The sequence below is a fragment of the Roseococcus suduntuyensis genome, from assembly GCF_014196305.1.
Taxonomy (GTDB): Bacteria; Pseudomonadota; Alphaproteobacteria; order Acetobacterales; family Acetobacteraceae; genus Roseococcus; species Roseococcus suduntuyensis.
The window spans coordinates 98,013-118,271 of the sequence record NZ_JACIDJ010000006.1 but is presented as its reverse complement, the minus strand read 5'-3'; the positions used below and the strand labels follow the sequence as shown (position 1 = coordinate 118,271).

The following is a 20,259-nucleotide window of genomic DNA, read 5'->3' as shown; positions in this document are numbered from 1 at the left end:
ATCAGGGCGCGGCCAGCGCCTCCGCCACCGCCGCCGCGTCGAAGCCATGCAGCCCGAGCACGACCAGCTGCCCCGAACGCGCCTCGCCCGGCGCCCAGGGGCGGTCGAAATGATGGCCGACGCGCTGGCCCACCGCCTGCACCAGCAGACGCATGGGCTTGCCCTGCACGGCCGCGAAGCCCTTGGCGCGCAGCACGCCCGGCACCGCGCAGGCGGCGGCGACGCGCTGTGCCAGGGTGTTGGCCTCCGTCACCTCCGGCAGCGGCAGGACCACGGAGGCGAAATCCTCGTGGTCGTGGTCCTCCTCATTGTCGTGATGGGTGCGGCGGGCCTCGATCTCGGCCTCGGTGGCGAGGCCCAGGCCCAGCAGCAGCGCGGGCGAGATGCGGCCAGACTGTGCCTCCAGCACGCCGATGGGGCGCGGCAGGGCGGCGCCCAGGGCGGCACGGGCGCGGACCAGCCCGGCCTCGTCCAGCAGGTCGGCCTTGGTCAGCACGATCAGGTCGGCGCAGGCCACCTGGTCCTCGAACACCTCCTCCACCGGGTCGTCATGGTCGAGCGAGGGGTCGGCCGCGCGCTGGGCGGCGAGTGCGGCCTCGTCATGCGCGACGCGGCCTTCGGCAAGTGCGGCGCCATCCACCACGGCCACCACGCCGTCCACCGTCACGCGCCCCTTGATGGCGGGCCAGTGGAAGGCCTGCACCAGCGGCTTGGGGAGTGCCAAGCCCGAGGTCTCGATCAGGATGTGGTCCGGGCGGGGGGTTCGCGCCAGCAGCTTGTCCAGTGTGGGCACGAAGTCATCGGCCACGGTGCAGCAGATGCAGCCATTGGCAAGCTCCACGATGTCGGCCTCGGCGCAGGCCTCCACGCCGCAGCCGCGCAGGATTTCGGCATCCATGCCGATATCGCCAAACTCGTTCACGATGACGGCGATGCGCCGCCCGCCCGGGTTCTCCAGCAGATGCCGGATCAGCGTGGTCTTCCCCGCACCCAGGAAGCCCGTGACGATGGTGCAGGGGATCTTGTCGAGGCTCTGGCCGCTCATGGCGCGCTCTCCGCGGGGGTGAAGTCGAAGGGGGGGATGCGCGCGATCATCTGGCGCTTCAGGATGTCGGGACGGGAGTTCCAGGGCATGGTGCCGTCCTCGGAGGCGCCGAGCAGGGCCGCGCCCTCGTGCAGCGCCTCGGGCGAGCCTTCCACTTCCAGCTTGCCGAAGACGTAGCTCCAGCCACCAGGCCGGACGAGCGCCGCCGAAGGTCCGCGCGAACAATTGGACAGGCACTTCACGAACTGCACGCGGTGCGGGCCGGCCACTGCCACGGCCTCGCCCAGGGCGGCGCCGGCGCGGGGAGCGTCGGGCGCATCGCCCTCGCGCTTGCAGCTCGTGCAGACGAAGATCACGACGTCGGAGGACACGCGCGGATGCTCCGGCCCCACAACAGGGCGAAAGGGTGCATCCAAGGCGCGCGCGTCACCGCACGCCCCTGCCAACATGGCCCTGCCCCGAGGCACCCCGCCCGGCGCATTCTGTGTTCGCGGGCAGGTCTCCTGGCTCACGGATCACCGCGGGGCATCGTCTTCCCGGGCCCCATCTCGCGATGGCTTCGCCCAGTGACATGTGATGCCCGCTCACCGTTCACAGTTGCGGGGGCAGCTCCGGCCTCGGGCCCATGGCCCGCTCCGGATTCCCTTTTCATCCCCATCCCTGGGGAACCTTCGAACCGGCCTATCAAGGGGGGTGACGCGGGGCGTGTCAATCACGCTGTCCTGGGGCATGATCGCGGCGTGAACAGCCTGACATTGATCCTGGGGGGCGCGCGGTCGGGCAAGAGCCGCCGCGCGGAGGCCATCCTCACCGTCCTGCCCCCGCCCTGGACCTATATCGCCACCGCCGAGGCTTTCGACGCGGAGATGGAAGCGCGAATCGCGGCCCATCGCGCCCGGCGCCAGGCGGGGTGGGAGACGCTGGACGCCCCGCGCGACTTGCCGGAAGTCCTGTCCCGCGCCCGCCCGCCCGTGCTGGTGGATTGCCTGACGCTGTGGCTGTCCAACCTGATGCTGGCCGAGGCGGATATTGGCGCCGCGACGGACGCCCTTGAGGCCGCGCTGCGCGCCCGCACGGGGACGGTGGTGCTGGTCTCGAACGAGGTGGGCCAGGGCATCGTGCCCGCCACCCCGCTCGGCCGCCGCTTCCGCGATGCGCAAGGCGTGCTGAACCAACGCATGGCCGCGCTGGCGGACCATGTGGAGCTGGTGGTGGCCGGCGTTCCGCTGCGGGTGAAGCCATGAATGACGAGGAAGCGCGCCACCGCGCCAAGATGGCCGCGCGCAAGGCCGTGCAGGACGCCGAGGTGGCGTCGAAGACCATCACGGAGAAGGGCCTGCTGATCGTCCACACCGGGCCGGGCAAGGGCAAGTCCACCGCCGGTTTCGGGCTCGCGCTGCGGATGCTGGGCGCGGGCGGGCGCGTGGGCGTGGTGCAGTTCATCAAGGGCGCCTGGGAGACGGGCGAGCGCGCGGCGCTGACCCAGTTCGGCGAGCGCGTGCGCTGGCATTCCATGGGCGAGGGCTTCACCTGGGAAACCCAGGACCGCGCGCGCGACGTGGCGGCCGCCGCCCGCGCCTGGGAGATGGCGCGCGCCATGTTGGTAGACCCGGCGCTGGACCTGGTGCTGCTGGACGAGTTGAACATCGCCCTGCGCTATGACTACCTGCCGCTGGAGGGCGTGCTGGCCGACCTCGCCGCACGGCGCCCGCTGCTGCACGTGGTCGTCACCGGCCGCAACGCGAAGCCCGCGCTGATCGAGGCGGCCGACCTCGTCACCGAGATGGGTGCCGTGAAGCACCACTTCGCCGCGGGCGTGAAGGCGCAGAAGGGCATCGAGTTCTGATGTCGCTCGCCTTGATGTTCCAGGGCACCGGCTCCGACGTCGGCAAGTCGCTGATCGTGGCCGGGCTGGCGCGGGCCTTCACAAGGCGGGGCCTCCGGGTGCGCCCCTTCAAGCCGCAGAACATGAGCAACAACGCCGCCGTCACCGCCGATGGCGGCGAGATCGGCCGCGCGCAGGCGCTTCAGGCGCGGGCGGCCAGGGTGGCGCCCTCGGTCCACATGAACCCCGTGCTGCTGAAGCCGCAAAGCCAGGTGGGCGCGCAGATCATCGTGCAGGGGCGCGTCATGGGCCAGGCGCGGGCGGCGGAATATCAGCGCCTCAAACCCGGCTTCATGGCCGCCGTGCTGGACAGTTTTTCCCGCCTGCGCGCCGAGGCCGACATCGTCCTGGTCGAGGGTGCCGGCAGTGCCGCCGAGGTCAATCTCCGCGCCAATGACATCGCCAATATGGGCTTCGCGCGCGCGGCGGACGTGCCCGTGGTGCTGATCGGCGACATTGACCGTGGCGGCGTCATCGCGGCGCTCGTCGGCACCCATGCGGTGCTGGAACCCACCGACGCGGCGATGATCGGCGGCTTCCTCGTCAACCGCTTCCGGGGTGATCCTTCGCTGTTCGCGGACGGCATGGCGCTGATCGCGGCGCGCACGGGCTGGGCGGCGCTGGGCCTCGTGCCCCACCTGCCCGATGCCGCGAAGCTGCCGGCCGAGGATGCGCTGGCGCTGGACCACCCCCTCGCGCGCAAGCCAGGGGCCAAGCTGCGCGTGGCCGTGACCATCCTGCCCGCGATCGCCAATTTCGACGACCTGGACCCGCTGGTCGCCGAGCCCGAAGTGGAAGTCATCCGCGTGCGCCCCGGCCAAGCCCTGCCGGGCGACGCGCAGCTCGTCATCATCCCCGGCTCCAAGTCCACCCTGTCCGACCTGCACGCGCTGCGCGTGGCGGGTTTCGACGTGGACATCGCGGCACACCTGCGGCGCGGCGGGCATGTGCTGGGGCTGTGCGGCGGCTACCAGATGCTGGGCCGCACGGTGGCCGACCCGGACGGCGTGGAAGGCCCGCCCGGCACCGCGCCGGGCCTCGGATTGCTCGCGGTGGACACGGTGCTGTCGGGCGAGAAGCGCCTGGTGCCCGTGCGCGGCCACAGCCATGACGGCGCATCCCTCACCGGCTACGAGATGCACATGGGCCGCACCGATGGCCCCGCGCGCACGCGTCCCTTCGCCACGCTGGAGGAAGGCGGCGCGGAGGGCGCCGTAACGGCCGACGGGCGCGTCACCGGCACCTACATTCACGGCCTGTTCGGCAGCACGGCGCAGCGCGCGGCCTGGCTCGCCCGCTTCGACGCCGGCGCCCCGCGCCTCGACCACGAGGCGGAGGTGGAGGCGGCGCTGGATGCGCTGGCCGCGCACCTGGAAGCGCATCTCGACCTCGACGCGCTGCTTAGGCTTGCAGCGCGAGGAAGGCCAGCGCCAGCAGGGCGATGAGCAGGGCATCCGCCAGGCGATAGAGGCGAAGTGCGGCGCGAATGTCGGCGGCACTGGCCTCGCGCCGCCCATCGCCCATGAAGGCATCCTCCACCAGCACCCCGCCATAGCGGCGCGGGCCGGCGAGCGCGAGGCCGAGCGCGCCCGCCATGGCGGCCTCGGGCCAGCCGGCATTGGGCGAGCGGTGGCGCTTCGCATCGCGCCACATGGCGCGCCAGGCGCCGCGCGCATCCATCCCCGGCAGCAGCGCGGCCGCGGCGATGATGGCGAGGCCCGTCAGGCGCGAGGCCGGCAGGTTCAGCACATCGTCGCAGCGGGCCGAGGCCCAGCCGAAGGCCTCGTGCCGGGCGGTGCGATGGCCGATCATGCTGTCGGCGGTGTTGACCGCCTTGTAGATGGCCGCGCCCGGCAGCCCGCCGAACGCCAGCCAGAAGCCCGGCGCCGTGACGCCGTCGGAGAAGTTTTCCGCGAGGCTCTCGATCGCCGCACGCGCCACGCCGGCCTCGTCCAGCGAGAGCGGGTCGCGGCCCACAATGTGCGAGACGGCCTCGCGACCCGCCTCCAGCCCGCCCTGTTCCAGCGCGGCAGCCACGCGCGCCACATGTTCGTGCAGGCTGCGCTGCGCCAGCAGGCTGCTGGCGATCAGCGCCAACACCAGCAGGCCCAGGGGCAGCGCCAGCAGTGCCCATTGCAGCGCGAGGCCCACGCCGCCAGCCACCAGCACCAGCACGAGCAGCGCCACGACCCCCGCCGCGCGCCGCGCGGCGAAGCTGCGCGCCGCCTGGTTCCAGCCGCGATCCATGGCCGCGATCAGCCGGCCGATCCAGATGACGGGGTGGCCGATGCGGTCCACCACGCGCTGCGGATAGCCGATGGCGGCCTCGATCAGCAGCGCGAGAAGGGCAAGCCCGCTCACGCCAGCGCAGCGGCCAGCCGCGCGAAGCCGGCCTCGTCGGGCGGCAGGCCCAGGCGCAGCCGATCTGGCCAATGGGGGAATTCGCGCACCAGGATGCCGGCGCGGCCCAGGCGGGCGCCCGTGCCGGGGGGTGCCGCCACGAAGCGGAACAGCGGCGTGCCGCCCAGCACCGCGAGGCCCGCGGCCGTCAGCACCGCATCGAGCCGTGCCGACGCAGCGTGGAGCCGTTGGCGCTGCGCCGCCGCCCAGCCCTCATCGGCCAGCGCCGCGAGCCCCGCATGCAGGGCCGGCCCCGCCACGGCCCAAGGACCGAGCAGCGCCTCCAGCCGGGCCGCGATGGCCTCGGGCGCCACGGCGAAGCCCAGCCGCAGCCCGGCCAGTCCATGGAACTTGCCGAAGGAGCGCAGCACCACCACCCCGCCCCCAGGCACCAGCGGCAGGGCGGTCGGCAGGTCCGGCGCGGCATCCAGGAAGGCTTCGTCCACCACCAGCAGCCCGTCCGTGGCGCGCTGGGTGGCGGCCAGGGCGTCCAGCGTGGCAAAGGGCAGCACGCGGCCGGTCGGGTTGTCGGGGTTCACCACCACCACGACCCTGGCCGGCGTCAGCACCTCCAGCACCGGCACCTCGCGCACCGCATGTCCGGCCAGGGCGGCGGCGCGGGCGTGCTCGGCATAGGTGGGGCCCAGGATGCGCGCCTCGCCCGGCGGGCGCAGCGCCGCGATCATGGGCAGCAGGATCTGCGTGCCGGGGGCGGCCACCACCCGTGCCCCCGCCGGCACGCCCCAGCGCCGCGCCGCCAACGCGCAGAGGGCCGCATGGTCGGAGGGTTCGGGCAGGCGTGTCAGGGCTTCCGGCGGCAAAGGCGGCAGCGGATAGGCGCGCGGAGCGATGCCGGTGGAAAGGTCGAGAAACGGCTCCGGCGCCCCCGGAAAGCATCGCCGCGCGGCGGCGAGGTTGCCGCCATGCGGCGGGGCCGGATCACCAACGTTATTGAATACCATCACATTCACGCCGCGCGATCAGGCCTCCATCGCCGCCCGGGCGCAGTCCGGGCAGGTGCCCACCAGTTCCACCACGCTGCGCTCCACCGCATAGCCGCTGCCATCGGCCGCGACACCCAGCACGGCCGCCAGCGCCGCGTCCTCCAGGTCATTCACCGCGCCGCATCCACGGCAGACGGCGAAGGCGCTGGGATGGGCGTGGTCGTCATAGGGGGCGGGGGTGCAGCCGCAGCTCGGCCGCGCGCTGACGGCGGAAGTGTAGGCGTTCAGGCTCTCGATGCGATGGATCAGCCCGGCCTCGCGCAGCGCGTCCAGCGCGCGATACACCGTCTGCGGCCCGCGGATTCCCTCGGGGCGCAGGCGTTCCAGCACCTCATAGGCGGTGAGCGCCCGGCCCGTCTCGGCGCGCAGCACGCCCATCACCAGCGCCTGGTTGCGCGACAGCGGCGGCGCGGCGGCGCTGGCGAAAAATTCGCCCCGCGCCGAGGCGGAGAGCGAACGCGGAAAGGGGATGCTCTTGCACATGATGTGATCTTATCACAGGATCGGCCGGATGACACCGCAGTCTAACCCCGATCAGCACCCGGAGGGCAGCCTCTACCCGAATGCGGGCCGAGGTTCCGTCTGGCCCGACCACGCCGCGCGCTTCTACGCGCGGGCGCTGGACCGCTCCGACTATGGCGCGGCCATCGCCGGCGCCCTGCGCGGCGAAGCGCCGGAGAGCCTGCTGGACATCGGCGCCGGTGCCGGCCACCCGGTCTTGCCCTGGCTGCCAGCCACCGCGGCCTGGACCGCGCTGGAGCCCAACCGCTACCTGCGCGCCAGGCTGGGTCGGCTGCGACGGACGGGCCGTCCCGCCCTGCGCCCACTGAACGCCTGCTGGGAAGCCCTGCCCGAGCTGGGCCTCGCCCCGCACCATTGGGCCTTCGCCGCCAATATCGGCGGCACGCTCCAGGCGCCGCGCGCGCTGCTCGGCCACATGCGGGCGCTCGCGCGGGGGCGGGTGGCCTGGGTGGTGCCGGCCCAGCACGGCCCGCGCCGCTGGTGCCTGGCCGGCGCCCTGCCCGCCACCCTGCATGGCGAGGACGAGACGCCCGCGCTGCGCGGCGTCATGGCCGCCCTGGGGCCGGACCAGCCGCACGACATCCGCCTCGCCCCCTGGACCTTCCGCGCGCGCTTCGAGGGGCTCGACGCCGCCACGCGCTATTGCGCCGCCCAGCTCTCCCGCCCGTACGCCGCCTGCCGCGCGGCGGTGGAGGCGGCCGCGCGCCCCCTGCCCTGCGGCGGCGTCGAACTCGCCGCCCCCAAGGTCTCCGCCCTTCTCCTCTGGAATCTCTGAACCGATGCGACAGCTTCTCCTCGCCGGCTCGGCGCTGGCCGTGCTGGGCCTGCCCGCCACCTCCCTCCGCGCGCAGGGCACGGGGCCCGAGGTGCGACTGCCCGCCACGGCCAGCCTGGACGAGGTGGTGGTGACCGCCACGCGCCGGCCGGAGCCGCGCTCCGCGCTGGCCGGCACCGTGCAGGTGATTGACGAAGCCACCATCCGCGCCAGCACCGCCCAAAACCTGACGGACCTGCTGGCCGAGAACGCGGTCGGCTTCTTCAGCGAATGGACGCCGGCGCAGACCAGCATCAACATCCGCGGCGGCGCCACCGACGGCCAGGGGCGTGACTTCCGCAGCCAGGTGCTGGTGCTGGTGAATGGGCGGCGCGCGGGCACGGCGAACCTGTCGAAGCTCAGCCCTTCCGAAGTGGCTCGCATCGAGGTGATCCGCGGCCCGGCCAGCGTGGTCTATGGCAGCCAGGCGCTCGGCGGCGTCATCAACCTGATCTTGCGGGACGGGGTGAACTCGCCGGGCGGGCGGGCGGAAATCCGCGGCGGCTCCTGGGGTCTGGTCGAAGGCCGGGCGGGCTATGGCGGCGCGCTGGAGGGCGCCGGCGTGGACTACTACCTGGGCTTCGCCGGCGGCCGGCGCGATTCCTACCGCGCGGGCGGCGGGGGCGAGCAGGCGGGCACGCAATGGAACCGGCTGGGGGCGCTGGGCGCCTTGGGCGTGCAGACCGGCCTCGGGCGCGTGGGCGTCACGCTGCGGACCGACGGCACCTATGATGCGGGCTTCCGCGGCTCCTCCTGGAACACCACCAACCGCGACGACCGCACCAACGCCTCGGCCGATGTCACGCTGGATGGCGGCACGGAGGATGGGCGGTATCGCTGGTTCGGCCAGTTCTACGCGGTGCGCGACGTGGACCATTTCCGCTGGCGCTCCCCCATCCAGCGGGGGGGCACCGGCCTGCCGGTGATCGGCACCGACGCGGACCGCAACCACCGCACGCTGGACATACTGGGCCTGCGCCTGCAGCCCTCCATGCGGCTGTGGCAGGGAGCGGAGCTGGTCACGGGGCTCGACCTCGAGCATTCCACCCTGCGCTCCACCCGCTGGCGCGTGGGGCTGCCCGGCAGCGGCATCACCACCCAGGTGCCGCCCTACGACAATGACCAGACAGAACGGACGCTGGGCCTCTTCGCGGAATTGTCGCAGCGCCTATGGGATGACCGGCTGACGCTGCGCGGCGGCGTGCGCCGGACCTGGGGCGAGACCCAGGTGGACGCAACCCCCAACCTGCCGGCGCTGCGCCTGCGGAGCGCGGATTACGAGGCCACCACCTGGTCGGCCGGCGCCAGCCTGCGCGTGGCGGAGGGCGCGGTGCTGCGCGCCAATGCGGCCACGGGGTTCCGCGCGCCGACCGCCACCGACCTCGCGGCGGACTTCACCGCGCTGGGCGGCGGGCGCGTCTTCGGCAACCCGAACCTGCGCCCCGAGACCAGCACGCAATATGAAGTCGGTGCCGCCCTGTTCCGCCCCGGCTGGCGCGCCGATGTGGCGCTGTTCCAGAACACCATCCATGACCGCATCACCACCCGCGCGCGGGCCGGCGTGGCCAATACCTCGGACTATGTGAACAACCCCGGCGACATCCTGGTGCGCGGGCTGGAGGTGCAGTTCCAGGCCGACATGGCGCGCGCCTTCGGCGTCCAGGGCTGGCGCTGGACGGCCTTCGCCAATGCGTCCTGGAACTTCGACATGATCGACGAGGGCGCGCGGCTCGGCCCCACGGTGAACACGCGCACGGCGCAGCGCATGTATCGCTACCAGGCGGCCATCGGCACCACGGTGGGCCAGGCGCGCTGGGATGTCTCGGTGCTGGGCATCCTGCGCGGCCCCGTCCACTACGACACCGAGGAGAACCTGCTGATCCCGGCCGCGGAGCCCTTCCGCGAATACATCCACCGCAAGGGCCCCTTCTGGGTGTGGAACCTGCGCGGCAGCTTCCAGCCCCTGCCCGAGCAGGCGCCGGGCTTGCGGATCTTCGGCGCCATCAACAACCTGTTCGACGTGAACAACCACGCGCTCTTCATCGCGACGGCGGGGCAGCCCTTCCTGGGGGATGCGCGCCTGTCCAATGGCGGGCTCGGCAATTCGATGCCGGGGCGCGAGTTCACGGCCGGGATGCGCGTCACATTCTGACGCTGCCGCGCCGCGCGCTGCTGGCCGCGCCACTCCTCGTCCCCGGTTTCGCGCGGGCGGGGTCATGGCCGCGCGCGCTGACGGATGGGCTGGGGCGGCGCGTCGTCATCGCGGCCCCCCCACGTCGGATCGTCGCCATCTTCGCCTCGAACACCGAGATGCTGGCCGCCATCGGCGCGCTGGACCGCGTGGTGGGCATCGAGGCCTACACCCACTTCCCCCCCGAGGTGCAGGGCCTGCCGCTGGTGGGCGGGCGGCTCGGCTTCTCGGCCGAGGCCATCGCGCGACTCGAAGCGGATCTCGTGGTGATGACGCCCGCCCGCAATGCCGCCCATGCGCTGACCGAACCCATGACGCGCATCGGCGTGCCGGTGCTGGTGGTGACCCACCGCGACCTGCCCCAGGTCTTCGCCAACCTCCGCCTGCTGGGAATGGCCACGGGGCAGGAGGGCGTAGCGGAAGCGCTGGTGGCGCGGCTGGAGGCGCGGCTCGGCGCCGTGCGGGCGCGGCTGGCGGGGCGCGCGCCCGTGCGGGTGTTCATGGAGACCTCCAGCACCGGGCGCGGCGTCTATGGCACCCTCCGCCCGGGCAGCTATTCCTTCGACGCCATTCGGCTGGCGGGGGGGGAGAGCGTGTTTCCGGAACTGTCGGCCAACGGCCCGCCCCTCGTCTCGGGCGAGGCCATCCTGCGCGCCGACCCCGCCTTCTACCTGGTGGCCGGGCGCCCGGACCAGGCGGCGGAAGTCCCGCGCCGCACCGCCTTCGCGGCGCTGTCGGCCGTGCGCGCGGGCCGCGTGCACGTGGTCAGCCGCGCGCAATTCCTCATCCCCGGCCCGCGCGTGGTGGACGGGGTGGAGAGCCTGGCGCAGTTGCTGCACGGGACGGCGGCATGATCGCCTGGCTGCTGCCACCGCTCGGCCTGCTGGCCGGGCTGATGCTGGGGGCGGTGACGCTGACGCCGGCCGAGGCATGGTCGCTGCTGGCCGACCCCACGCAGCCCCTGGGACAATTGCTGTGGCAATGGCGCCTGCCGCGCGTGCTGGCGGCGGGCTGCGTGGGGGCGCTGCTGGCGCTGGGCGGCGCGGTGTTCCAGGGCGTGTTCCGCAACCCGCTGGCCGAGCCCTATCTGCTGGGCAGCGCGGGGGGCGCTGCGGTGGGGGCGACGGTGGCGCTGCTGGTCGCGCTGCCGCTGCCGCAATGGTTGTCCCTTCCGATGCTGGCCTTCTGCGGCGCATGGGGGGCCACCTGGCTGGTGCTGGCGCTGGCGCGGCTGGCCGATGGCACCTCCGTCGCGACGTTGCTGCTGGCGGGCGTCGCGGTCGCGGCGCTGCTGGGGGCGGTGCGCTCCTTCCTGATGCTGGCGCTGTCGGACGAGACGGTGAGCCTGCAGGCCGTGCTGGCCTGGGCGCTGGGGGGCGTGCAGACGCCCTCCTGGCCGGAGCTGGCAGTCCTGGCCGCGCTGACGGCGGCGGCGCTGGCCCTGTGCCTCGCGCTGGCGCGGGGGCTCGATTTGCTGGGCCTGGGCGAGGCCGTGGCGGAATCCTTCGGCCTGCCGGTGCGGCGCTTCGTGGCGCTGGCGGTGCTGGCCGGCGCCTTCGTCGTGGCGGTCAGCGTGGTGTGGGGCGGGCTGGTGGGCTTCGTGGGGCTGATGGCGCCGCATCTGGCGCGCTGGACCTCCGGGCCGCTGCATCGGGGGCTGCTGCCGCGCGCGGCCGCCATCGGCGCGGGGCTGGCCATGCTCTGCGACGGCGCGGCGCGGGCCCTGCTGCCGCCCGCGGAAATCCCGCTTGGCTTGGTGACCGCAGCGATCGGGGCGCCCTTCTTCCTGCTGGTGCTGGCGCGGGAGGCGCGGCGTGGCTGAGGCGGCGCTGGACTTGCGGGGCCTGGGCTACAGGACCGGGGCGGCGGCACTGGTGGAAGACGTCACCTTCGACCTGCATCCCGGCGAGGTGCTGGGCCTCATCGGCCCCAATGGCGCGGGCAAGACCACGCTGCTGCGTCTGATGGCCGGGCTGCTGCGCCCCTTCACAGGGGAAGTTCGGCTGCACGGCCGCCCCCTGCCCGACTGGCCGGCGCGGGAGCGCGCGCGGCGGATGGGCTACCTGCCGCAGCATTTCGCGCCGCACTGGGACTACACGGCGCGCGAGCTGCTGCGCCTGGGACTGGAGCGGGGCGGCAGCGCCGAGGGTCTGGAGGATGTGGCCAGCCTGCATGGCGTGGCGGGGCTGCTGGAGCGGCGCTGGTCAAGCCTCTCCGGCGGCGAGCGGGCGCGCGTGCTGGCCGCCTCGGTGCTGGCCACGCGGCCCGGCGTGGTGCTGGCCGACGAGGCGACGGCGGCGCTGGATGTGGGGCAGTCCCTCGCCCTCATGGGGCGGCTGCGCATGGCGGCGCGGGAGGGTGCGGCGGTGGCCGTGGTGGTGCATGACCTCAACCTGGCGCTGGCCGGCTGCGACCGCCTGGCCCTGCTGCACCAGGGCCGCTTGCAGGCGCTGGAGACGGCGGCGAGCCTGGCCGAGGATGCGCGGCTGGACGCCGCCTTCGGCGTGGATTTCGTCCGGGTGCGGACGGAGGGGGGCCTGTTGCTGACCGCCCGCGGGGGCGGTTGAGACGCGCCCCGCCTACCTCGCCGCCACATGGTCGGCCATTTCCGCATGGCGCGTGCCCATCGGCTTGTCCGGTGCGTCGGTCGTGTCGCGGGCGGTTTGGTGCTCCATCTCGGCGTTGAGCTCGCCGCCCAGCAGGATGACCAAGGCCGAGAGCCAGATCCAGGTCATGAAGCCCACCACGGCGCCGAGCGAGCCATAGGTCTCGTTGAAGGTGCCGAAATTCGAGACATACCAGGAGAAGGCCGCGGAGCCCCCCAGCCACGCCACCGAGGCGAAGGCGCTGCCCCAGCTCACCCAGCGCCATTTCGCGCTCGCACGGCTCGGCCCCCAGCGGTAGAGGCAGGCCAGCACCAGGCCCACCAGCATCAGCAGCACCGGCCAGCGGCCGTAGCGCAACAGGGTCTCCGCCGTGCCGCCCATCCCCACCATGCCCAGCACCACCGGCACCGCGACCACGGCCATCATGGTCAGGATGGCGAAGAGGATGAGGCAGAGGGTGAAGGCCAGCGTCACCGCCGTGAACTTGATGAAGCTGCGCTTCTCGCGCTCCTCGTAGACGATGTTCAGCGCATCGAACATCGCCTTCGCCGCCTGGTTGGACGACCACAGCGAGATGAGCAGGCCCACCACCGCGCCGAAGCCCAGCGTGCCGCCGGCGGTCTCGGTCACGCGCGACACCTGCTCCTCGATGATCTGCATGCCGCCTTCCGGGACGAAGCCGCCCAGCGCGGAAAGGTGCCCCTGGATGGTCGCGGGGTCCGTCCACAGCGCATAGAGCGAGGCCATCGCCGCCAGCGCGGGGAACAGCGCCAGCAGGGTGTAGAAGGTGATGGCGGCGGCCTCCATCATCAGCCGGTCCTCATTGGCCTGCTGGGCGGTGCGCTTCAGGATCTGCCACCAGCCGCGAGCGGGTATTTCGGACGGGCTGCGCGCCGCGCCGCCCGAACTGGCGGGTTGGTTCCTGGCGGGCTGGTTCACCGCCCCCTGCGCCGGGACAGGCGGGCGTGGGGATGATGTGAGGGAACTCTTCGCGCCCATCGCCAGGATCGCCGCCAGCGCGGCCCCGCCCAGGAGCCAGTCGCCTCGCCGGCCACCACGCTCATCCCCATATCGCTCCCAGCGTGCCATGCCGAACCCCTGCCTTACCTGCGAAGCCAACGCCGGAGGGCGGCCCGGGTGGCGCGTGGAGATCGGATTTCACGGGCTGATACGGATGTTTTTGGGGGAAGCGTGGAACATCAGCGCCTTAACCGCGCGTGACGGCCCGAGGGGAGACAGATACCTGTCACTCGAACCACGATCTGGTGATGCGGCGGAGAAACGTGGCCAGGCGAAAGGACCTGACGTCAAACATTCTCCGCACAATGCGCGCCGACGTCGCCCCCGGCGTGTCCGGTTCCGGCAGGCCCCCCAAGCTCCCGTCCTCAGCCCCTCACCGCCGCCAACGCTGGAAGCCGGAACCGATCTCTATCCTCGCCCAAATCCTTGCCCACGCTTTCAGGAGCGCCCGTAGATCTTAACGGCATCTTCCGGCGAACCGCGGAAGGCGGTTTTCGTCGGAGGATGCGCTGCGAGCACTTGGCAGTCGAAACCTCCATGCGTGAGCAGAACCGTGATCTGCCGTCACCCAGGGCCCTCGCGCCACGAGCCGGTGGCGGCGCCGGTCTCCGTCAGCGACCCCTGCCCCTCACACCTGCGTGCGCACGAACTGTGCGCGCAGGTGCTCGCCCGAGGTGGTGGGCGCGAAGTTCGGCGCCTCGCCCTCGGGCACGGTGCCGGGCAGGGCCGCCACCGGCGCGTCGTAGTTCGGGTTGTGGAAGAAGACGAGCGAAAGGCGCCGGCTGCCCGCCACGAGTTCTGCTGGCGGGTTCACCACGCGGTGCAGTGTCGCCTTCCATTGGCCATTGGTCCAGCGTGCCATCAACTCGCCGATGTTGACGATGTAGCTGTCGGGCGCGATGGGCACGTCCACCCATTCTTGCGCGCGGTTCAGCACCTGCAGGCCGCCCGGCTTGTCCTCGGCGCGCAGGATGGTGAGGGAGCCATAGTCGGCGTGGGCGCCCGCTCGCAACTGGCCGGGCTTTGGCGGCACCTTCGGCGCGGGATAGTTGCGCACGCGCAGGCGGCTGATGTGGTGGTTGATCTTGGCGGCGAAGAAATCCTCTTCCAGGTCCAGCGCGAGCGCGAACATGGCCATGAGGTCCTCGGCCAGCGCGCCCATCGCGCGGAAGTATTCCTCATACAGGGCGCGCAGTTCGGGCGGGTTCTCGGGCCAGAGGTTCGGGTGGAAGTGCTTGCCCGCGGCGGGGCCGTGGAAATACGCGGTGTCCGGCACATCCACCGGGCCGATCATCAGGCTCTCGTTCAGGTCGCCCGGGACGTCCACGCCCTGGCTGCGGCCCACGCTCTCGGCCTCCAGCGGGATGTAGCCGCGCGTGACGTCCGGTGCCGGGCGCAGAACGCGGTTCTTCTCCGCCGCGTCCAGGTCGAAGAAGGCGTTGGACGCGGCCTGCACCTTCGCGATCAACCCCGGATCCACGCCATGGCCCGTGATGACGAGAAAGCCGATGTCATGGATGGCGCGGCCCACCTCGGCCGCGATGGCGCGCTTCGTGGCGGGGTCACCGCCGTGGAAGGGCGCGACGTTGATGACGGGGACGTTCAGCAGCATGGCAGTCTCCCTACAGGTCCAGTTCGGTGGCGAGGTCGGAGAACAGGAAGCCGGCGAGCCGCGCATCGTGGCCCGGGGCGGCGAAGAGCAGCGCTCCAACCGGCATGCCGGCATCGAGCCCCGCGCGCAGGCTCGCGACGGGCCCGCCAAGCGCCGTGGTGGGGATGACGAAAGAGGGGTCGCCGGTGGTGCCATCGGCGGGCGCGACATCCGGCGCGGCGGGCATCAGCAGCGCGTCGTCGTCGCCGAAGGCGGCCCAGAAGGCGCGCCGCATCCGCGCCAGGTCACGAAGGGCGGCGTGGTACTCGGAATCGCTCATCGCCAGGCCGGTGGCGATGTCCGCGGCGAGACGTGGCGAAATGCGGTCCATCGGCAGCCGCGCATGGGTGCGTCCGGCCTCGGCCAGCAGGACCTGGCGGTGGGCGAGGAGTATGGCCTCCAGCGGGACAGGCGTCCGGGCCTCCACCACCTCCAGCCCCGCTGATTTCAGCGTGGCGGCAAACGCGTCCACGCGGGCCGCCGTGCCCAAGGCCGTCATGCGGGCCAGCATGTCGTCGCGCAGCACCACGACGCGCGGGCGGGTGGGCCGCGCGCCCAGCAGGCCGAGATGATCCGCGGCGAAGCCAGCCGCAAGGAAGGCCGCGTCCTGTGCCGTCTGGCCGAAGGCGCCCATGGTGTCGAAGCTCGGCGCCAGGGGCACCACCCCCACGCCGCCGACGGACAGCGTGGAGGGCTTGAACGCCCCCGTGCCGGTATAGGCGGCGGGCCGGTTCACACTGCCCGCCGTCTGCGTGCCCAGCGCCAGCGGCACCATGCCGGATGCCACCGCGGCGCCCGATCCGGCCGAGGAGCCGCCCGGCGTGCGCGCCGGATCCCATGGATTCCTGGTGGGCGGGACGGGCGCGAAATAGGCGTATTCGGTGGTGTGCACCTTGCCCAGCACCACGGCGCCCGCCGCGCGGAGGTGGGCCACCACGGTGGCATCCGCCGTGGCGGGCGGCGCATTGGCGCGGGAGAGGCTGTTGGCGCGGGTGGGCAGGCCACGCACGTCGATCACATCCTTCACCGCGATGGGAATGCCGTGCAGCGGGCCGCGCTTCGTGGTTTCGCGGTCGAGCGCGCGGGCCTGGGCCAGCGCGTCCTCGGCCAGCACATGCAGCCAGGCCTGCACCTCGCCATCCACGGCGGCGATGCGGTCCAGGCAGCGCTGCACCAGCGCCTCGGAGGTCAGTTCGCCGCGCGCCATGGCGGCGCCGAGGTCGCGCACCCGGCCAGGGTCCTGAACCAGCTTGTTCATGCGCGCAGCTCCGCGCGGCGCGCCTCGGTGGCGGCGATGTCCACGGCGAGCGTCTCATCCTCGATCTCGCCGGTGAACACCACGCCATAGACGTCGCGCGCCTTCTCGCGGCTCTCCCAGCCCTCCAGCACATCGTGCAGCACGCGGTCCAGGCCGCGGTCCAGCGGATTGCCATAGCCGCCGCCCGAACTGTCGCGGCCGCGCAGCGCCTGGCCCTTCTGCAGCGCGACCTGCACCACATTGGGCAGGCGCGCAGCATCGCCATTCTCGCCCAAGAGCCAGGTCTTGCCGGCGGTGCCGTCATGCCCGCCCACCACGCCGCGCGGCGGCGCGTGCTGCCCGTCGCAGGAAATGACGGCGGTGACGGGATTTCCCGTGGCCGCCAGCTCGATCTGCTGCGCCGGCGCGCCGCGATGCCGCCCCGCGCCGGAGCTGTCCGGCACGATCTCGAGGCTGTTTACGCGGATGGGGTGCTTGAGTTCGTCCACCTCCACGCTGTCGCGGTACATGAGGCCGGCGATGACCGGGATGGCGTAGTTCACCCAGCCATCGGCCACCGGAGAGGCCGGGCCGCCATTGGTGGAAAGCATCATCCGGTTCACGAAGGGCGCGTCGCCACGGCGATGATCCTTGCCGGAAATCACCGCCATGCCGGCGCCGAGGCCGGTGCCGCCCTCGCTCAGCCCATGCCCGTCACCAAGCTGCGCGAAGGCGGATTGGGTGATGTTCACCAGCCGCTCGGACACGTTGGTGGTGCCCATCGAACAGGAGTGCGGGAATCTCGGCGCGGCCACCACGCTCTCTTCCGCATACTTGAACGTCAGCCGCCGGAAGCTGCCGGCGTTTCGGGGGAGATCCTTGTCCAGCGCGTTGAAGATGGCGCCGACCACGGCGGAGGTCGCCGCACCCAGCGAGGTGTTCAGCCCCACATCCACGCAGGGTGGGTTGTCGGAAAGGTCCACATGGATCATCGCCACGTCGGGGTCGATCTCGATCTTGACCGTGAGTTCCAGGCCCCCTGGAAGGATACCCTCCAGCGGGTCCGACCTTCCCTTGTTCACCAGCTTCGCGCGCGGCATGCGGCGGATATTCTCGACCATGCGACGCTCGGAGTAGTCAAACCATTCGGCCATGAAATTCTTCACGGTGGCCACGCCGTATTTCGCGCAGAACTCCTCCAGCCGGCGCTCGGCCACGCGCGCGGAACCGAGGCCCGCCAGGTAGTCGCCATACCATTGGTCCGGCACGCGGATGCGCGCCCGGCACATCCGCACGATGTCCTCGATGTTCTTGAAATCGCGCTGGATGCGCACGCCCGGGAAGACCAGCGCACCCTCGTGGTACACATCGCGCGCCAGCACGAAATAGCTCGACGGAATGGAGTTGCCGATATCCGCCATGTGGCACTTCGCCACGGAGGTGAAGAGGTGCTCGCCCTCGAAGAAGATGGGCACCATGAAGGTGTGGTCGGCCGGGTGGGTGTTGCCGCCGTAAGGGTCGTTGTCGAGGTAGGCATCGCCGCGCCGGATGTCGCCCGCATGATAGCGGCGCATGTTGGCCGTTTGGATGTGGCAGCCGAAGATGTGCACGGGCAGGCCTTCGGCCGGCGCCAGCAGCTGGTCATCGCCCGTGACCAGGCAGCAGGAGAAATCCCGCGCGGAGGAAATCACGGCCGAACGCGCGGCGCGCAGCAGCGTGTTCGTCATTTCGCGCACGATGCCGTCGAGGCGGTTGGCCATGACGGAGAGCAGGACGGGGTCCATCATCGGTTCCTCCTCACGCGCAATGCAGGATGTAGTTGCCGGCGGCGGAAAGCTCCGCCGACAGGCCGGGATAGACCACGATGGTGGTGGTCGGTTCCTCGATGATGGCCGGCCCCGCGATCTGCGCGCCAGGTTGCAGCGTGGCACCCCGGAAGATGGGCGTGGGGGCGCGCCCCGTCTCGGTGAAGTAGCAGGGGCGCTGGGTGGCGGGTTCGGGCCTGTGCGGCGTCGCCACGACGTCGGGCGGCGGTGGCGGCGCAAAGAGGCTGATGGAAATGCGCCCCTTCCAGTTCACGAATTCCACCGGGCTGCCTTCGTCGCGCACGGCGTAGACGCGCTCATGCGCCTGGTGGAAGGCCTCGGCGAGGCCGGCGACATCGGCCTCGGCGATGCGGGTGACGGGCAGGCGCGTGTCCAGTTCCCAGACCTGCGCGCGGTAGCGGGCCTCGACCACGAGCTCGACGCTGGCTTCCGCGCCATCCGCGCCCTGCAGGCCGCGGCGGAAGGCGGCGAGTTCCGCCTCGATCTCCTCCAGCGCGCGGTTCACGCCGGCAATGTCGAAGCCCGTGCTGTCGGTCAAGCGGCTGCGCGTCGCCTCGAAGACGATGGCACTGTACTGCATGCCGCAGGCCGACAGCGCCGAGGCCAGGCGCGGCAGCACCACCGTCGCACAACCCAGTTCCTGCGCGATGGGCATGATGTTGAAGCCCGCGGCGCCGCCGCCCGCCACGACCACACTCTCGCGCGGGTTCAGGCCTTCGTTCACCGTGATTTCGCCGATGGCCTTGATCATCAGCTCGTTCGCGATGGTCATGATGGCGGCCGCCGTCTGGTCCGGTGTGCGGCCGATTTCGCCCGCGAGCCGCGTGATGACGCGGGCCGCCGCGTCCGCGTCCAGCGTCAGCCGTCCGCCGTTGAAGTAGGCAGGGTCGATGTAGCCCAGGAAAAGCGCCGCATCGGACACGGTGGGCTGGTCGCCGCCGCGCCCATAGCAGGCCGGCCCGGGCGTGGAGCCGGCTGATTGCGGCCCCACCCGCAGCAACCCGCCCGCATCAAGCCAGGCGATGGAACCACCGCCCGCGCCGATGGACCGCACATCCACTGTGGAGGTGCCGATGATGTCGCCCAGCCAGCGCTGCCCGAGCCAAGCGTCGCGCGTGTAGACAAGCCCGCCATCGCGCACCAGGCCTACGTCGAAGGTGGTTCCGCCGGTGTCGCAGACGATGGCGTTGCCGCCCAGACGCTCCACCGCGCAGGCGGCGCGTCCCGCCACGGGCGCCATGGCCGGGCCCGATTTCAGCGTGTGGATGGGCCGCGCGATCAGTTCCTCCACGGCTTGGCAACCGCCCACGGAGGTGCTGACCAGCAGGTCGCCGGTGAAGCCCGCCCCGCGCAGGTCGGAGGCCATCTCGCCCAGGTGCTTCTGCATCAGCGGCTTCAGCGAGGCATCGATGGCGGTGGCGGAAGCGCGCCGGTATTCGCGCAGGATCGGCACCAGCTGGTGCGACAGCGTGTAGGGCACGCCCGGCATCATCTCGTCCAGCAGCGCGCCCAGCCGCAGCTCATGCGCGGGCTCGGCGATGGACCACAGCAGCGAGACGGCGACGGCCTCCACGCGCCGCGCCTTCAGCGTCTCGATCACCTGGCGCGCCTGGGCCTCGTCGAAGGGTATCACGACCTCGCCCTCGGCGCTGATGCGCTCCGTGATCTCGAAGGAGAGGCGGCGCGGGATGTAGGGATCGGGGTAGTCGTAGCTGTAGTCGTGCGGGCCGTGCTTGCCGCCTTCCTTGAGGGTCAGCGTGTCGCGGAAGCCGCGCGTCGTCAGGAAGGCCGTACGCGCCGTGCGCTTCGTCACCACGGCATTGGTGGCGCGCGTGGTGCCGTAGATCAGGATTGCCGCCTCCGCGAGCAGCGTGCCCAGGCTGATGCCCAGATCACCGGCAACCACCGAAAGCGCACCCTTCATTCCTTCGAAGATCCGGTCGGGCGTGGTGAGGGATTTGCCGATATGCAGCGTCCCGGCATCATCAAGCACGACGATGTCGGTGAAAGTCCCCCCGGTATCCACGGAAATCCGATACGCCATGCCGCTTTCCTTTG

Annotated in this window: 18 protein-coding genes and 1 riboswitch; of the genes, 8 read left to right on the top strand and 10 right to left on the bottom strand. The window is 71.9% G+C overall.

The features are described from left to right. Position 1 precedes the first annotated feature (1 nt). Positions 2-1,045, bottom strand: coding sequence for a cobalamin biosynthesis protein CobW (gene cobW, locus GGQ83_RS15935; RefSeq protein ID WP_184385791.1), 1,044 nt, complete (start codon positions 1,043-1,045; stop codon positions 2-4). Next, complete coding sequence (locus GGQ83_RS15930) at positions 1,042-1,416, bottom strand: DUF1636 family protein (protein ID WP_207018276.1); 375 nt, start codon at positions 1,414-1,416, stop codon at positions 1,042-1,044. The genes cobW and GGQ83_RS15930 overlap by 4 nt, the downstream gene beginning before the upstream one ends. A 105-nt stretch (positions 1,417-1,521) precedes the next feature. Further along, positions 1,522-1,733, bottom strand: a riboswitch (cobalamin riboswitch). 52 nt (positions 1,734-1,785) lie between these two features. Between GGQ83_RS15930 and cobU the strand changes: the two genes are divergently transcribed. The 3 genes from cobU to GGQ83_RS15915 are packed head-to-tail and all read left to right on the top strand — an operon-like array spanning position 1,786 to position 4,375. Beyond that, on the top strand, positions 1,786-2,289 hold the full coding sequence (gene cobU, locus GGQ83_RS15925; protein ID WP_311728418.1) for a bifunctional adenosylcobinamide kinase/adenosylcobinamide-phosphate guanylyltransferase: 504 nt from the start codon (positions 1,786-1,788) through the stop codon (positions 2,287-2,289). Beyond that, complete coding sequence (gene cobO / locus GGQ83_RS15920; RefSeq protein ID WP_184385787.1) at positions 2,286-2,891, top strand: cob(I)yrinic acid a,c-diamide adenosyltransferase; 606 nt, start codon at positions 2,286-2,288, stop codon at positions 2,889-2,891. The genes cobU and cobO overlap by 4 nt, the downstream gene beginning before the upstream one ends. After that, positions 2,891-4,375, top strand: coding sequence for a cobyric acid synthase (locus tag GGQ83_RS15915; RefSeq protein WP_184385785.1), 1,485 nt, complete (start codon positions 2,891-2,893; stop codon positions 4,373-4,375). The genes cobO and GGQ83_RS15915 overlap by 1 nt, the downstream gene beginning before the upstream one ends. Here the strand turns inward: GGQ83_RS15915 and cbiB are convergent. Genes cbiB through GGQ83_RS15900 form a run of 3 tightly spaced genes read right to left on the bottom strand, consistent with a single transcriptional unit; the run spans position 4,332 to position 6,817 of the window. Further along, entirely contained in the window at positions 4,332-5,291 is a 960-nt protein-coding gene (cbiB, locus tag GGQ83_RS15910; protein WP_184385783.1) for an adenosylcobinamide-phosphate synthase CbiB, read from the bottom strand. The two genes, GGQ83_RS15915 and cbiB, sit on opposite strands and share 44 nt — an antisense overlap. After that, entirely contained in the window at positions 5,288-6,292 is a 1,005-nt protein-coding gene (gene cobD, locus GGQ83_RS15905; protein WP_184385781.1) for a threonine-phosphate decarboxylase CobD, read from the bottom strand. The genes cbiB and cobD overlap by 4 nt, the downstream gene beginning before the upstream one ends. 18 nt (positions 6,293-6,310) lie before the next feature. After that, on the bottom strand, positions 6,311-6,817 hold the full coding sequence (locus GGQ83_RS15900; protein ID WP_184385779.1) for a Fur family transcriptional regulator: 507 nt from the start codon (positions 6,815-6,817) through the stop codon (positions 6,311-6,313). Between the two features lie 28 nt (positions 6,818-6,845). Between GGQ83_RS15900 and GGQ83_RS15895 the strand changes: the two genes are divergently transcribed. From GGQ83_RS15895 to GGQ83_RS15875, 5 genes are read left to right on the top strand one after another with little or no spacing between them, the layout of a single operon-like run. Continuing rightward, the gene (locus tag GGQ83_RS15895) at positions 6,846-7,631 is read left to right on the top strand and encodes a hypothetical protein (protein WP_184385777.1); all 786 of its coding nucleotides are present in this window, start codon (positions 6,846-6,848) and stop codon (positions 7,629-7,631) included. A 4-nt stretch (positions 7,632-7,635) separates the two neighbouring features. Then, positions 7,636-9,822, top strand: a complete 2,187-nt coding sequence (locus GGQ83_RS15890; RefSeq protein WP_184385775.1) for a TonB-dependent receptor — start codon at positions 7,636-7,638, stop codon at positions 9,820-9,822. Continuing rightward, on the top strand, positions 9,816-10,715 hold the full coding sequence (locus GGQ83_RS15885) for an ABC transporter substrate-binding protein (protein ID WP_311728492.1): 900 nt from the start codon (positions 9,816-9,818) through the stop codon (positions 10,713-10,715). Before GGQ83_RS15890 ends, GGQ83_RS15885 begins: the two co-directional genes overlap by 7 nt. Then, positions 10,712-11,683, top strand: a complete 972-nt coding sequence (locus GGQ83_RS15880) for a FecCD family ABC transporter permease (RefSeq protein WP_184385773.1) — start codon at positions 10,712-10,714, stop codon at positions 11,681-11,683. The genes GGQ83_RS15885 and GGQ83_RS15880 overlap by 4 nt, the downstream gene beginning before the upstream one ends. Further along, on the top strand, positions 11,676-12,428 hold the full coding sequence (locus GGQ83_RS15875) for an ABC transporter ATP-binding protein (protein WP_184385771.1): 753 nt from the start codon (positions 11,676-11,678) through the stop codon (positions 12,426-12,428). The genes GGQ83_RS15880 and GGQ83_RS15875 overlap by 8 nt, the downstream gene beginning before the upstream one ends. Before the next feature lie 12 nt (positions 12,429-12,440). Here GGQ83_RS15875 and GGQ83_RS15870 read toward each other — a convergent pair whose 3' ends face one another. The 5 genes from GGQ83_RS15870 to GGQ83_RS15850 form a co-directional block, all read right to left on the bottom strand. After that, on the bottom strand, positions 12,441-13,406 hold the full coding sequence (locus tag GGQ83_RS15870) for a YihY/virulence factor BrkB family protein (protein ID WP_207018281.1): 966 nt from the start codon (positions 13,404-13,406) through the stop codon (positions 12,441-12,443). 709 nt (positions 13,407-14,115) lie between these two features. Beyond that, positions 14,116-15,099: an isopenicillin N synthase family dioxygenase gene (locus tag GGQ83_RS15865; RefSeq protein ID WP_184385767.1), complete on the bottom strand. Its 984-nt coding sequence runs from the start codon at positions 15,097-15,099 to the stop codon at positions 14,116-14,118. Positions 15,100-15,109: 10 nt separating this feature from the next. Then, positions 15,110-16,396, bottom strand: a complete 1,287-nt coding sequence (locus GGQ83_RS15860) for an amidase (RefSeq protein WP_184385765.1) — start codon at positions 16,394-16,396, stop codon at positions 15,110-15,112. After that, positions 16,393-18,162, bottom strand: a complete 1,770-nt coding sequence (locus tag GGQ83_RS15855; protein ID WP_184385763.1) for a hydantoinase B/oxoprolinase family protein — start codon at positions 18,160-18,162, stop codon at positions 16,393-16,395. The genes GGQ83_RS15860 and GGQ83_RS15855 overlap by 4 nt, the downstream gene beginning before the upstream one ends. Before the next feature lie 10 nt (positions 18,163-18,172). Next, positions 18,173-20,245: a hydantoinase/oxoprolinase family protein gene (locus GGQ83_RS15850; protein WP_184385761.1), complete on the bottom strand. Its 2,073-nt coding sequence runs from the start codon at positions 20,243-20,245 to the stop codon at positions 18,173-18,175. Between the last annotated feature and the right edge of the window lie 14 nt (positions 20,246-20,259).

Excerpts from the sequence above, each read along its gene's own strand:
- cobO (WP_184385787.1), top strand. The coding sequence starts at position 2,286 with ATGAATGACGAGGAAGCGCGCCACCGCGCCAAGATGGCCGCGCGCAAG.
- GGQ83_RS15850 (WP_184385761.1), bottom strand. The coding sequence starts at position 20,245 with ATGGCGTATCGGATTTCCGTGGATACCGGGGGGACTTTCACCGACATC.
- GGQ83_RS15915 (WP_184385785.1), top strand. The coding sequence starts at position 2,891 with ATGTCGCTCGCCTTGATGTTCCAGGGCACCGGCTCCGACGTCGGCAAG.
- GGQ83_RS15900 (WP_184385779.1), bottom strand. The coding sequence starts at position 6,817 with ATGTGCAAGAGCATCCCCTTTCCGCGTTCGCTCTCCGCCTCGGCGCGG.
- GGQ83_RS15860 (WP_184385765.1), bottom strand. The coding sequence starts at position 16,396 with ATGAACAAGCTGGTTCAGGACCCTGGCCGGGTGCGCGACCTCGGCGCC.
- GGQ83_RS15880 (WP_184385773.1), top strand. The coding sequence starts at position 10,712 with ATGATCGCCTGGCTGCTGCCACCGCTCGGCCTGCTGGCCGGGCTGATG.
- GGQ83_RS15865 (WP_184385767.1), bottom strand. The coding sequence starts at position 15,099 with ATGCTGCTGAACGTCCCCGTCATCAACGTCGCGCCCTTCCACGGCGGT.
- GGQ83_RS15895 (WP_184385777.1), top strand. The coding sequence starts at position 6,846 with ATGACACCGCAGTCTAACCCCGATCAGCACCCGGAGGGCAGCCTCTAC.
- GGQ83_RS15890 (WP_184385775.1), top strand. The coding sequence starts at position 7,636 with ATGCGACAGCTTCTCCTCGCCGGCTCGGCGCTGGCCGTGCTGGGCCTG.
- GGQ83_RS15855 (WP_184385763.1), bottom strand. The coding sequence starts at position 18,162 with ATGATGGACCCCGTCCTGCTCTCCGTCATGGCCAACCGCCTCGACGGC.
- cobW (WP_184385791.1), bottom strand. The coding sequence starts at position 1,045 with ATGAGCGGCCAGAGCCTCGACAAGATCCCCTGCACCATCGTCACGGGC.
- cobD (WP_184385781.1), bottom strand. The coding sequence starts at position 6,292 with ATGGTATTCAATAACGTTGGTGATCCGGCCCCGCCGCATGGCGGCAAC.